Here is a 14,499-nt window from a genome sequence, read left to right as displayed (position 1 = left end):
ACCGATTCAAATAATTAGTAAGTTGATATGGACGCAAAGATAAAGTAGTGAGGAGGATTAAACTGTACTGGTATATTATTGCTTTGTTAAGGAAATGTGATAACTAACAAAATAACAATAGATGTAGCGGCAATCCCTTGCGGTTGCCGAAAAATCGAATGCTATAAAATGAAAACGGTAACCGTGAAGGTTACCGCTACATCTTTTTTATTGATATGAATTGCTATTTCAACCAATTCATAATTCATATCTCATATCTAAACTAACGCTTCATACAAAATCTCAACAGCGTGTTTAGCTGTGCGACCTGTTCCGTCATGAATTTGGTGACGGCAACTTGTTCCTGAAGCTGCAATGATTACATCTTCGCCTTGTTTACGAATGGTTGGGAAAAGTACCAATTCACCAACTTGATTCGATAATTCAAAATGTTCTTTTTCATAACCAAAAGAACCTGCCATGCCACAACATCCAGAAGGAATAATTTGTACTTCGTAGTTTTCGGGCAATGAAAGTGTTTTTTTGGCAGGCACTAAACTTGATAAAGCTTTTTGCTGGCAATGTCCATGTAATTTTACTAAGCGTTTTTCGGTAGTGAATACTTTTTTAGAAATGCGTTTTGCATCAATTTCTTTGGCTAAAAATTCTTCTACCATGAAAGTATTTTTGGCTAAAGCTTTCGCTGCATCTACCAAATCATCATTTACTAAATCTGGATATTCGTCACGGAAAGTAAGAATTGCCGAAGGTTCAATTCCAATTAATGGCGTTTCTGAGTTAATAACATCCTTTAAAAGAGTAACATTTTGATTCGCCAATTTCTTAGCATCATCCAAAAGTCCTTTTGATAATTGCGGACGACCAGATTCTGCATGATTTGGAATAAGTACTTCATAACCCAAACGATTCAATAATTTCACGGTTGTGATACCAATTTCTACATCGTTATAATTCGTAAATTCGTCGATGAATAAGAATACTTGTTTTTTAGTTTCAGCAGGTTTTAATGTTACTTGATTCTTGTCAAACCACTTTTTAAAAGTAGTATTACTCAACAAAGGCATTGTTCTGTCTGGGTGAAAACCTACAACAGTATTAGCAATTTTACGTAAAGCAGGCGTTTCAAAAATAAAGTTATAAGCCCATGGCACATAAGAAGCTACTTTTGAAAGTGAAGAAAAATTCCCAACCATTCTGCTACGCAATGGGACACCATTTTCTTTGTAGTATTGGTGTAAAAACTCCATTTTCAATTTCGCCACATCTACGTTTGACGGACATTCTCCTTTACAGCCTTTACAAGCCAAACATAAATCAAATACTTCTTTGATTTCCTCATGGTTGAAACGATTTGCTTTATCAGAATGCGTTAAAAATTCACGAAGAATATTGGCTCTTGCACGTGTCGTTTCTTTTTCGTTGCGAGTTGCCATATAAGACGGACACATCGTTCCGCCCGAAGCAGGCGTTTTTCTACAATCGCCTGAGCCATTACATTGTTCTGCGTGCTGTAAAATATCTTGATCGTGGAAACGGAAAGTCGTTTTAAATTCAGGCGTTTGTTGTCCTGGAGTATAACGCAAAAACGTATCCATTGGCGGAGTATCTACAATTTTGTTCGGATTGAATAGATTGTAAGGGTCCCAAGTACGTTTTACTTCTTTCATCAATTCGTAGTTGTGGTCGCCTACCATTTGTTTGATGAATTCACCACGCAAACGTCCGTCGCCATGTTCTCCCGAAAGCGAACCTTTGTATTTTTTTACCAAAGTAGCAATCTGTTCGGCAATCAAACGGAATTGTTTATTTCCTTCAACTGTCTTTAAGTTGATAATTGGACGCAAGTGAATTTCTCCAGAACCAGCATGAGCATAATGTACTGAGTACATATTATTTGCCGAAAGAATCTCATTGAATTCACGAATAAAATCTGGTAAATCGTTTACATCAACGGCAGTATCTTCAATTACCGCTACTGCTTTTTCATCGCCTGGAAGGTTTGAAAGTAAACCTAAACCTGCTTTTCTCAGATTCCAAACTTTTTTGGTGTCTTCCCCAAATACCACAGGAAAATGATAACCCAAATCAGCCGCACGCATTTCGGCTTCCATCGCTTTGGCTTGTTTTTCAATGTCTTCTTTATTATCCGAACGTAACTCAACAACCAATAAAGCACCTGGGTCACCTTCTACAAAGAATCTGTTTTGGCTATGTTCAACACTGGCTTTAGTACATTCTAAGATGTAATGATCAATTAATTCAGAAGCCGAAGGTTTATATTTTAAAGCAATTAAGTTTGCCTTGAGTGATTCTTGAACATCATTGAAGTGGATGCAAACCAAACCAATCTCTTTGGGAGGTAAATCATTTACGTGCAATTTAATTTCTGTCAAGAAACAAAGTGTTCCTTCTGAACCTGCAATTAATTCACAAAAATTGAAAGGTTTTCCTCCTTCGGTATAAGGCTCACAATTCAAAAGCATATCCAAAGCATAACCTGTATTTCTTCTTTCAATACTTGGTTTCGGAAATTCATTTTTGATTTCAACCTGATTTGTTTCATTTGATAATACTTCATTGGTTTTTAAATAAATTTTATCCAACAAAGTAGCTGAACCATTTTTACGTTGTGCTGACTGAACAAGATTTTTAAAAGTATTCAAATCATCATTTTTGAAAACTACATCTGTTCCGTCTGCTAAAATGGCTTTTACTTCCATCAAGTGGTCACGAGTAGAACCATAAACCACCGAGTTTGAACCACAAGAATTATTACCAACCATTCCTCCAATCATCGCACGGTTGGCAGTAGAAGTTTCTGGTCCAAAAAATAACCCATGTTTTTTGAGTTCAATATTTAATACATCACGCACTACGCCCGGTTGTACTCTTACCCAATGCTCTTCTTTATTTACTTCAAGAATTTTCGTGAAGTTTTTAGAAACATCCACTACAATACCATTGCCAACTACCTGACCCGCAAGAGAAGTACCAGCAGTTCGAGGGATGATAGAAGTCTTATTTTCACGAGCAAAATTTATTAATTTTCTAATATCCTCTATGGTCTTCGGAAGGGCTACAGCCTGAGGCATTTCTCTGTATGCAGAGGCATCAGTGGCGTATAGCGTTCGCATAACGGTATCATAATGGAGTTCACCCTCTAATTGACTGGCAAGCTGAGAAAGTATCGTTGGATTGGTCATTTTTGGATTCTACAAAGAATAATATAGTTTTTCTAAGTTCTTATTTCAGACTTCAAATTTACCAATAAAATCAATTTGAAGCTTATAAAAATATTTTATTAAGGGATTTGTATTGAAAAAGTACAAAAATACATAGGCATAATGTTGCTGGCAAATTTAACATTTTTTAACAAAAAATGCTTTGAGGACATTATTTGAATGGTTCTGCGTTAAGCAATGCTTTATTTTAAGTTTTTAAAATAAGTAGAAGTACAATTTTTTAGTAACAAGTATTGGAAAGCAGAATTAAATTTTTCCCTAAAAAAATTGAATTATAGAAACTTTTTCCTCTACTTTGCATTGATTTATTAGAGCAATTTTACATTTTTTATTGCGAAAATACCAAAGTTTCATACTTTACATCCTTTCCCTTTGAAACTTTAAAGTCGGTGATTTCCTTTCTTTCGCATAAAATTTTGCAAAGTTTCTCTTGATTTCATTAACCATTTTCAAATCTTAACAAAACCTTATGAATAATCATTTTTACAGATGGTTCTGTCGCTCTATGCGACAAGGTGCAGCATCGAACTCGCTAGTTAAAGTAGTTATGATGGCTGTTACAATGTTTGTATCTATGAGCATGAATGCTCAAGATAGAACTGTTACGGGTAAAGTAACTGAATCAGGCGATGCTTCAGGATTACCAGGTGTATCAGTTGCAGTAAAGGGTACTAACAGAGGTACTCAAACTGATGTTAACGGTACTTATAAAATTAGTGTGCCAGAAAACTCTACATTAATCTTTACTTTTATTGGCTTTGCCAAACAAGAGGTTTCAGTAGGTAGTCGCTCAGTTATCAACGTTGCGTTGATTTCTGAAACAAAAGCACTTGATGAGGTAGTTGTTGTAGGTTATGGTACTGTCAAAAAGAAAGATGTTACTGGTTCAGTAAGTGCAATTGGTGCTAAAGATTTCAACAAAGGTGTTGTGTCTTCTCCAGAGCAGTTAATGCAAGGTCGTGTGGCAGGTGTTCAAATTACTCAAGCTAGTGGTGAACCTGGCGGTGGTATAAATGTACGTATCAGAGGTACATCTTCCGTTCGTGGTGGAAACAATCCTTTATTTGTAATTGATGGTGTACCTCTTAGTGGAGATAATACTTCAGGTGATGGAGAATCAAGTGGTGTTGGTCGTCAACCAGCCAAAAACCCTCTTAATTTTATGAATCCAGATGATATTGCCAGCATAGACATTCTTAAAGATGCTTCTGCTACAGCAATTTATGGATCTCGTGGAGCTAATGGTGTTGTGTTGATTACTACCAAAAAAGGAAAAGGAAAAGGAACTTTAGATTATAGTTACTCTCATGGTATCAGTAAAATCACTAAAAGATACGACCTTTTAAGTGCTTCTGAATATATTGCTGCTGGTGGACAAAATCAAAAAGGAACTACTGATTGGCAAAATGAAATTTTTAGAACGGCTAAGACTGACCAACACAATTTTTCTTATGGAGGTGGTGATCAATCTGGAAGTTATCGTTTTTCTTTAGGATATATGAGCCAAGAAGGTATCATTCAGAAATCTAAAATGGATAGATACAGTGTAGGTTTTAATGGAGCAAAGAAGTTTATCAACGATAAATTGACAATTGGTTCAAACTTAAACTTTGCAAGCACTCAAGATGTTGGTGTACCAGTTTCTGAAAACTCAGGTTTTACAGGAGATTTGTTAGCAGGTGTTTTGAAATCAAACCCTACTTTAGCAGTATATGGTGCAGATGGCAAATATAATCAACCAGGTATCACTGAACCCAACCCTGTAGCTTTTTTGAATTTATCAAAAGATAATACTAATACTTTACGTGCTTTAGGTAACATCAATGCTGAATTACAACTATTTAAAGGGTTGAAATTTAAAACGGTTTTAGGTTTTGATAAGTCATTTTCTAGTAGAAAATCTGCTTATTCTAAAGACTTAATAATTGAAGGTGTAGGTGGTTTAGGTCGTGCTTATGTAAGAGATATTGAAACAGATAATAAACTATGGGAAAACTACTTCACGTATGAGAAAGAATTTAAAAATCTTTCATTTACAGGTTTACTAGGTTATTCTTATCAGAGTTTTGATAGATATAGCAAGCAAATTACAGCAAGTAATTTCCGTACATCTGATTTAGATTTGATGATTAATAACCTAGGTTCTGCAGATAACTCTGCTGGAAAAGGGTCTTTAATTCAAAACTCAAATTCTGCTAAAGATGAGTTACAATCATATTTTGGACGTGTAAACTTAGCATTTGCTAACAAGTATTTATTTACTGGAACACTTCGTGTTGATGGTTCTTCTAAATTTGGAGGGAACAATAAGTATGGATATTTCCCTTCATTTGCTTTCAAGTGGAAGTTGTTTGAAGAATCGTTTGTTCCAAGAGAAGTGTTTTCTGATTTAGCTCTCAGAGTAGGCTATGGTGTAACTGGTAACCAAGAAATTCCTCATAATCTTTATGATCGTAGAGATAGATACGACGGATGGTCTATTAACCAGAGTGCTACTAATATAGAAGGTGGTGGTCTAAATGCTGTAGCATTTAACAACCCTAACTTGAAATGGGAAACAACTACTTCTGTAAATATTGGTTTAGACTTCGCTATTTTGAAAAGCAGACTATCTGGTAGTATAGATGTATATCAAAAAAACACAAAGGATTTGTTATTTAATGTGGTATCTGCTCAGCCAGCACCAACTCCATTTGTTTGGAAAAATTTAGATACTGATATTCAAAATCAAGGTATTGAGTTAGCCTTAAACGGAACTGCAGTTGATGCAAAAGATTTCAGTTGGGAAGTTTTATTCAATGTTGCTTACAATAACAACCTAGTGAAAAACTTAAAAGGTACTTACGATACAGGTGAAATCAACGGACAAGGTTTATCTGGAGCATTTGCTCAACGTATTGCAGAAGGACAACCTTTATTTGCGTTCTTCCTTCGTCAGTTTGGTGGATTTGATGCAGCTGGAAATTCAATCTATCCTGATGGTGATGTTCAAAAGTTCTTAGATGGAAAGAGTCCACTTCCTAAAGTAACTGGAGGTTTGACAAACAATTTCAAATATAAAAACTTTGATTTGAGTGTATTCTTCAATGGTGTTTTTGGAAATTATATTTATTCGAATACTGCTAATGCTTTCTTTACTCAGGGTTCTTTTGCCAATGGTCGTAATGTTGTTAAGAACGTAATTGGTAATGGCGAAGGTGCTTTAAATGCTCCTGACGTTTCAACTCGTTTCTTAGAAAAAGGTGACTTTGTTCGTTTACAAAACCTTAGTTTAGGCTACAAAGTTAAAACTGAAAGTAAAGTTATTTCAAATTTGAGAATTTTCGTAACTGGACAAAACTTGTTAACTTTTACGAATTACAGTGGACAAGATCCAGAAGTTAGTACAAATAAATCATTGAATGGTATTCCATCATTCGGGATTGATTACACAGCTTATCCAAGAGCTAGAACTTGGACAATCGGTGCAAATATTTCATTCTAATTTCAAAAAATAATCTAGTATTCAAAGATGAAAAGAAATCATATATTCAAAATATTAATGACAGGGGCGAGTATTATCTCACTTTCGTCATGTACTGACTTAGTTGTTACAGAAAAGGATTCAATAGTCCGTGTTTCAACAGGTGGAAGTGTTTTTACGCCAGGTGATCCAACAGAAATGTTGGCATCTGCTTATAAAGATTTAGGAACTTACACTGATCAAGCTGGAATTTACGCATTAGGTCAGCATACATCAGCTGAGATGATTCCTCCAACTCGTGGTGTTGACTGGGGTGATAATGGTGTTTGGCGTACATTGGATGCTCATACTTGGGATGCTTCTCATACTTATGTGAGAGATGCTTGGAATAATTTGAATCAACGTGTTTATAAAGCTACTGAGATTATTGCTTCAAATCCATCTGCTTCACAAATGGCTCAAGCTAAGTTTTTACGTGCATTTAATATGTTTCATGTAATGGACTTGTTTGGTCAAGTACCTTTTCGTGAAGTAACCCAAGGTGTTGATGATAATCCAAAAGTAATGACTCGTTCTGAAGCTTTTGACTTTATTGTCAAAGATTTACAAGAAGCTCTACCTGCCTTAGCTGAAATTAAACCTTCGGCTACTAATGGAGTAGCATCAAAAGCTTCAGCGAACGCTCTTTTGGCAAAATTATTCTTGAACAAAGCGGTTTATAAGTCTGCAAAACCTGAAGGTCCTTATACTTTTGATAAAGCAGATATGGATTTGGTAGTAAAATACAGTGATGCTGTAACAGCTTCTGGTTTTTCTCTTGAGAGTAGTTATTTCAAAAACTTTTCTACTGCTGCTTCTACTGAAGTTATTTTTGTGAGTTTAGAGGGTACTCCACAAAACCGATGGTTTATGACACTTCATTATGGTCAAAATCCATCTGGTTGGAATGGCTTTACTACTTTAGCTGATTTTTATGATAAATTTGATAAAAATGACCAACGTATTGGTGAGCCTGCAAAAGGTAATGGTAAAGAATTCTCAGGTATTGGTCGTGGTTTCTTGATTGGTACTCAAATTGATGACAATGGAAAACCTTTGATTGATACTAGAACACAAAAGGTACTTTCATTTACAAGAGATGTACCTTTAGCAGGTGCAGCAACTGACAAAGGAATTCGTGTTATTAAATACCACCCATCTGATGCAGGTAAATATATTTTGATGCGTTATGCAGAGGTATTTTTAGCGAAAGCAGAAGCCCTTTATAGAAGTGGAAATGCTGCTGGTGCTTTATTACTTATTAATCAATTAAGAGTTGCTCGTGGTGCAAGTGCTATTGCTTCATTAACAGATCAATCTTTGTTTGACGAAATCGGTCGTGAAACTTATTGGGAAGGTGGAGCAAGAACTTATGAAGTTCGTTTTGGTAAATTCTTAACTGGAAATGGAGCAGATAAAAAAGATGCAAATCTTGTTTTGTTCCCGATTCCTTCTTCTGCAATCGTATCAAATCCGAACTTGAAACAAAATACAGGATATTAATCAATAAGTTTTGTCATAAATCAAAAATGCTCGAATTTTCGAGCATTTTTGATTTATGACAAAACTAAAATATTGACAATTATGAATTTGAAGAATTTTTATACTACATCTCTTTTTTTAGCATTTAGTTTTAGCATCTGGCTGCTAAGTTCTTGTTCAAACTCTTCTGAGGATACAGAAATGATATTAAGTAAGTTGGAAGATGGTCATGCCAAAGCTCTTATAACTATTCAGGATACTTTATTTTATCAATCTGAAAGTATTTTTACTGGTGATATAGAAATATATCCAACATCGTTTCGGCTGAATGTTACTGATCAATATGAAGGAAACTTAGTGGTTTCTTTTATTACAGAAAAATGGACGAAAGATATGCCCATTGTTAAACAAGTTTTCGCAGAAAATCCGATTGTATCTAGTGTAATGATAGGCAAAATTAAAGATAAAAAATTAAGATTGGGGATAGGTTATTTGATGACTGGTGGAGAAATTACTGTGACAGATTTGAACAAAGAAAAGTGTATAATAAGTCTTAGAGGAACTATTGCTAAATACCATGAACAGCAGGATAGTAGCAAATGGAAAGAATTTAAAGGTACCATCATCTATAAAAAACCTAAATTATTAATTCAGAACTTTGTTGATGGAAAGTCTATTTTATAAAATACATTTGTATTAACCATTTTTATCAATCAAAAATTTAATTCAATGAAGTATTTAGGAACATTTCTGATGATGTTTTATGCCTCTTTTGTAGGCTTTGCACAAACATTAATCGAGGTAAAATCACCTGACAATCGCCTCAAATTGGATGTTTCTCTTTCTCAAAAAGGAGAAGTATTTTATAATATTCATCTCAAAAATACCACAATTATCAAGCCTTCTTCGCTCGGTTTCAAATTGAGTAAACCGGCTTTAATGCTCAATCATTTCAGTCTGGTTTCGGCAGATACTTCCACACATTTTGATACTTGGAATCCTGTTTGGGGTGAAGTGAAAACCATTGCGAATCATTACAAAGAAGTAAAATTAAACTTGAAAGCTACTCCTTCTAACGTGTTGATACAGGTAGTTTTCAGGGTATTTAACGATGGCGTTGGTTTTCGTTATGAATTTCCAGAACAAGCTAATTTCAAACACTTTATTGTTGCAGATGAACTAACGCAGTTTAATTTGGCAGGAAACAACAAAACTTTCTGGATTCCGGGTGATTACGATACCAATGAGTATTTGTACAATACCACAAAATTTAGTGAAATTCACGCTCTGCCAGCTTCAAATAAAGAAAAAGATATTGCGTTGAAGTCTGTTATTGGCGATAATTTCGTTCAAACGCCTTTAATGATGAAAACGCCTGAAGGTGTTTATATGAACATTCACGAAGCGGCTTTGGTGAATTATCCTGTGATGCACTTGCAAGCGGATAGACAAAATTTTAAACTCCTTTCGCACCTTACTCCCGATGCCGTTGGTAATAAAGCCTATTTACAAACACCAGCCAAAACGCCGTGGAGAACGATTATCATTAGCGATAAAGCAACTGATATTTTGGCTTCAAAAACCATTTTGAATTTGAACGAACCTTCCAAAATTGAAAATACTTCTTGGATAAAACCTCAGAAATTTATCGGGATGTGGTGGGAAATGCACGTAGGCAAAGCTACTTGGGAGAAAGACAGTGGAAAACACGGAGCAAACACGGAAAATGTGAAAAAATACATTGATTTCGCTGCCGATAATGGCTTTGATGGCGTATTGGTGGAAGGCTGGAATGAAGGTTGGGAAGATTGGTTTGGTAATTGGAAAGAAGATGTTTTTGATTTTGTAACGCCTTATTCGGATTATAACCTTGATGAATTATTGGCTTATGCTAAGCAAAGAGGCGTGAAAATTATCATGCACCACGAAACCTCTGGTTCTGCCATTAATTATGAACGTAGAATCGACAAAGCGTATCAGTTTTTGAACGAAAAAGGAATCAATACGGTAAAAACGGGTTATGTTGGAAGAATCATTCCAAGAGGAGAACACCACGATAGTCAATGGATGGTGAATCATTATAATCGTGTGGCTGATAAGGCGGTGGAGTATAAAATTATGTTAGAAGCACACGAGTCTTCTCGCCCGACGGGCTTGCATCGTACTTATCCAAACTGGCTCGCCAATGAAGCTGCTCGTGGTAATGAATTCAACAATGCCCCAACTTTAGGTTTAGTTCCAGAACATGAAACCATTTTGCCATTTACCAGATTGATGGGTGGTCCGATGGATTATACGCCAGGTTTTTTCAGAATGCACTTAAATCAATTTGTGCCTGAACGAAAAACAAGAGTAAGAACTACTTTGGCTAAACAATTGGCTTTGTACGTTACAATGTACAGTCCTTTACAAATGGTGGGAGATTTACCTGAAAACCTAAACGCTCATCCAGATGCTTTACAATTTATTAAAGATGTTCCCGTAGATTGGGATGATACCAAGATTTTGGAAGCTGAACCGGGCGATTATATCACGACTGCCCGTAAACAAAAAGGGAAAGATAATTGGTTTGTAGGAGCGATTTCTGACGAAAATGCACGTAAATCAACCATCCATTTTGATTTTCTTGAGCAAGGAGTAAAATATCAAGCCCTCATTTATCGTGATGCCGACAATGCTGATTGGGAGAAAAATCCAGAAGTATATACAATTGAGAAAGTAACGATAAACAGTAATTCAAAACTGACGATTAATTTAGCTAAAGGTGGTGGTTTTGCCATTAGTTTGTTCAAATTATAGTTTTTAAGTTCTTTCTAAAAAAGACTTTTTCAAATATTTTAATCAATGAAAATATTAAAGAATATAGCTTTCTTCGCTGCCGTAGCATTGTGTTTTGGCTGTTCTGACAAAGGAAAAAATCCTTTGTTTGAATTGATGAAGGAAGAAGATACGAGGATTTCGTTCAATAATAAAATTGAAAATACTGAAGAGTTCAATATTTTCAATTACCGAAACTTTTATAATGGCGGTGGAGTTGCCGTGGGCGACATTAACAACGATGGTTTGCCTGATGTGTTTTTTACTTCAAACATGGGAAGTAACAAACTTTATTTGAATAAAGGTAATTTCAAATTTGAAGATATTTCTGTTAAAGCAGGTATTCAAGAAGCTGACAAATGGAATACTGGGGTTGTGATGGTGGACATCAATAACGATGGTTTATTGGATATTTATGTGTGTAATGCTGGTCTTCGCAAATTTACGAAAAAGCAAAAAAATGCACTTTTTATCAATAATGGAAATCTTACTTTTACCGAATCGGCGGCAAAGTATGGCTTGGACGAAGGCGGTTACACAACGCACGCAGCTTTTTTTGACTATGATTTAGATGGTGATTTGGATTGCTACATTCTTAATAATAGCTTCATACCTGTCAATACTTTGAACTATGCCAACAACCGTGATATGCGTGCGGAAGATTGGCCAGTGAAAGATTTCTTGAAAGGTGGCGGTGATAAATTGATGCGAAATGACGACGGACATTTCCATGATGTTTCCAAAGATACTGGTATTTATAGTAGTTTAATTGGCTTTGGTTTGGGTGTTACCATTGGGGATGCCAACAACGATAGTTATCCAGATATTTATGTTTCAAACGATTTCTATGAGAAAGATTACCTTTATATCAATCAGAAAAACGGTACTTTCAAAGAAGAAATTGAGCAAAGAATGAAACACATCAGCTTGGCTTCGATGGGTGCAGATATGGCTGATGTGAATAACGACGGTTTCCAAGAAATCATCACAACCGATATGCTTCCTCGTGATGAGTACCGATTAAAAACTACTTCGTCCTTCGATAATCATTATGTTTTCAAACTGAAAAAAGACCGTGGTTTTTATAATCAGTTTCAACAAAACAGCCTTCAACTCAATAATCAAGATGGTACTTTTAGTGAAATTGCTAATTATTCGGGCGTGGCGGGAAGTGATTGGAGTTGGGGTGCATTGATGTTTGATGCCGATAATGACGGCTACAACGATATTTATGTTTGCAACGGCATTTACAATGATGTAATCGACCAAGATTTTATTGATTTCTTCGCCAATGAATTGATTCAAGGAATGCAAGCGAGTGGTGTGAAAGAAAATATCAATAATATTATCCAGAAAATGCCTTCTGTCCCAATTTCCAATAATTTTTTCCATAATATCAAAACCTTAAAGTTTGAAGAGAAAGGAGAAGAATTTGGTTTGGCAACTCCTTCGTTTTCAAATGGTGCAATGTATGCTGACTTGGATAATGACGGGGACTTAGACTTGATTGTAAATAATGTAAATATGCCATGTTTTGTCTATAAAAATAATGCTGACAAAAAAGAAGAGAAAAACCATTTTATCAAATTGAGTTTGAAAGGAGAAGGTAAAAACTTATTTGCCGTAGGAGCAAAAGCCGACCTTTATGCCAATGGTGAAATACAAACTCGTTCAGTAATTCCGTCAAGAGGTTTTCAGTCGAGTACAGAATATAATTTAACTTTTGGTTTAGGAAAAGTTTCAAAAATTGATTCTATCAAAATCACTTGGGCTGATTTACGAGAAAGTACTATCAAAAATCCCAAGGCTGATCAATTGCTTACTTGTTCAATCAAAGATGCACAAGTGGTAAAAACTAAAGCAAAAAGTATTTTTTCAAAAAGTTATTTTGAAGCAGTTAATACCAATTTTGATAAACATCAAGAAGATGAGTATGTTGATTTTTATCAAGAAAAAAACCTTCCAGCTTTGTTGTCAAAAGAGGGTCCAAAAGCGGCTATTGGCGATGTAAATGGCGATGGTTTGGAAGATGTTTATATCGCAGGAGCGAAAGACCAAGCTGGACAATTGTACTTGCAAACGACTGCTGGTTTTAAAAAATCAATTCAAAAAGTATTTAATGATTTTACTTATTTTGAAGAAACAGCAGTACTCTTGTTTGATGCCGACAAAGATGGAGACTTGGATTTGTACGTTGGAAGTGGCGGAAATGAAGTACATTTTGGAGAAATAGAATTGATTGACAAATTATACTTGAATGATGGGAAAGGCAATTTTACCTTTAATTCGAAAGCCATTCCCAGAAATGCTACCAATACTGCTGTGATTGCTCCTTATGATTTTGATAATGATGGTGACCTTGATTTGTTTGTAGGAAGTAGAAGTTATGCGATGGAGTACGGAAAGAATCCGCCAAGTTATTTCTATGAAAATAATGGGAAAGGAGAATTTAAAGACGTTGCTAAAGAAGTAAATCCAGAACTGACCGAATTAGGAATGATTCGTGATGCTTATTGGGAAGATGTAAATGGCGATAAAAAGAAAGAATTAATCGTTGTTGGAGATTGGATGTCGCCTGTGATTTTTACTTTAAAAGGAAAAAAAATAGAAAAACTAAAAACTGGTTTAGAAGAATTTACAGGTTTCTGGGGAGCATTGAAAGTAACCGACATTGATAACGATGGCGACAATGATTTGATTTTAGGAAATATGGGCGAAAACTTTACGCTTAAAGCTTCAATGGACGCTCCGTTGAAAATTTGGGTGAAAGATTTTGATAACAATGGTTCAATTGATAAAATCATGACCAAAAGTATTGAAGGAAAAGACAAACCTGTTTTCTTGAAAAGAGAAATGGCAGAACAATTTCCAGCATTAAAGAAACAAATTCTAAGACATGCTGAATACGCTGATAAAACAATTGAAGATTTATTCCCCAGTAATGTTTTGGAAGGCACTTTGGTAAAAACAGTGAAGACTTGTAAATCTTCAGTGGCTATTAACGATGGAAAGGGAAATTTCACTTTGATGGATTTGCCAGAAGTAATTCAACTTTCGTGCATCAATGCCATTGAATGCTTTGACATCAATCAGGACGGTTTGAAAGATATTATTTTGGGAGGAAATTATACAGGTTTTATTCCACAATTGGGCATGATTGATGCCAGCAGAGGAAATGTTTTGGTGAATAAAGGAAAAGCAAAATTCAAAGTACTGACCAATCAAGCAAGCGGTTTTGTAACGAATGGAGAAGTAAAGCAAATCAGCCCAATTAAGATTCAAGGTAAAGTAAACTTCCTGACTTTGTTGAATAACGAAGTGCCTAAATTGTTTCAATTCAAATAGTTGCTATGCTGGTCAAAAAAATAGAAATGATGAAAAAAAATAATAATCGAATTAACCTCACCCCGCCCCTGTTGAGAGGGGGAGCTTTGAATACTCTAATAGCCTCTCAAC

The 14,499-nt window shown here is 35.3% G+C and carries 6 protein-coding genes; 5 read left to right on the top strand and 1 reads right to left on the bottom strand.

Going from position 1 to position 14,499, the window contains the following annotated elements:
* Positions 1-257: 257 nt before the first annotated feature.
* Positions 258-3,203: an FAD-binding and (Fe-S)-binding domain-containing protein gene (locus tag VB776_RS21655; protein ID WP_323698960.1), complete on the bottom strand. Its 2,946-nt coding sequence runs from the start codon at positions 3,201-3,203 to the stop codon at positions 258-260.
* Between the two features lie 508 nt (positions 3,204-3,711).
* On the opposite strand from VB776_RS21655, the gene VB776_RS21650 reads away from it, so the two are divergent.
* From VB776_RS21650 to VB776_RS21630, 5 genes are all read left to right on the top strand, one after another.
* Positions 3,712-6,726, top strand: a complete 3,015-nt coding sequence (locus VB776_RS21650) for a SusC/RagA family TonB-linked outer membrane protein (RefSeq protein ID WP_323698959.1) — start codon at positions 3,712-3,714, stop codon at positions 6,724-6,726.
* 27 nt (positions 6,727-6,753) lie between these two features.
* Positions 6,754-8,247 carry a RagB/SusD family nutrient uptake outer membrane protein gene (locus VB776_RS21645; RefSeq protein WP_323698958.1) on the top strand — a complete coding sequence of 498 codons (1,494 nt, stop codon included), beginning with the start codon at positions 6,754-6,756 and terminating at the stop codon, positions 8,245-8,247.
* 81 nt (positions 8,248-8,328) lie between these two features.
* The gene (locus VB776_RS21640; RefSeq protein WP_323698957.1) at positions 8,329-8,910 is read left to right on the top strand and encodes a hypothetical protein; all 582 of its coding nucleotides are present in this window, start codon (positions 8,329-8,331) and stop codon (positions 8,908-8,910) included.
* Positions 8,911-8,955: 45 nt separating this feature from the next.
* On the top strand, positions 8,956-11,025 hold the full coding sequence (locus VB776_RS21635) for a glycoside hydrolase family 97 protein (protein ID WP_323698956.1): 2,070 nt from the start codon (positions 8,956-8,958) through the stop codon (positions 11,023-11,025).
* A gap of 45 nt (positions 11,026-11,070) precedes the next feature.
* Positions 11,071-14,388 carry a VCBS repeat-containing protein gene (locus tag VB776_RS21630; protein WP_323698955.1) on the top strand — a complete coding sequence of 1,106 codons (3,318 nt, stop codon included), beginning with the start codon at positions 11,071-11,073 and terminating at the stop codon, positions 14,386-14,388.
* The last annotated feature ends 111 nt before the right edge of the window (positions 14,389-14,499 follow it).

It is taken from the genome of Arcicella gelida (assembly GCF_034931025.1).
Taxonomy (GTDB): Bacteria; Bacteroidota; Bacteroidia; order Cytophagales; family Spirosomataceae; genus Arcicella; species Arcicella gelida.
This window is presented reverse-complemented; position numbering and strand designations above follow the sequence as displayed.

Bases quoted from the DNA above. Each gene is read 5' to 3' on its own strand.
- VB776_RS21640 (WP_323698957.1), top strand. From the start codon at position 8,329: ATGAATTTGAAGAATTTTTATACTACATCTCTTTTTTTAGCATTTAGT.
- VB776_RS21645 (WP_323698958.1), top strand. From the start codon at position 6,754: ATGAAAAGAAATCATATATTCAAAATATTAATGACAGGGGCGAGTATT.
- VB776_RS21655 (WP_323698960.1), bottom strand. From the start codon at position 3,203: ATGACCAATCCAACGATACTTTCTCAGCTTGCCAGTCAATTAGAGGGT.
- VB776_RS21630 (WP_323698955.1), top strand. From the start codon at position 11,071: ATGAAAATATTAAAGAATATAGCTTTCTTCGCTGCCGTAGCATTGTGT.
- VB776_RS21650 (WP_323698959.1), top strand. From the start codon at position 3,712: ATGAATAATCATTTTTACAGATGGTTCTGTCGCTCTATGCGACAAGGT.
- VB776_RS21635 (WP_323698956.1), top strand. From the start codon at position 8,956: ATGAAGTATTTAGGAACATTTCTGATGATGTTTTATGCCTCTTTTGTA.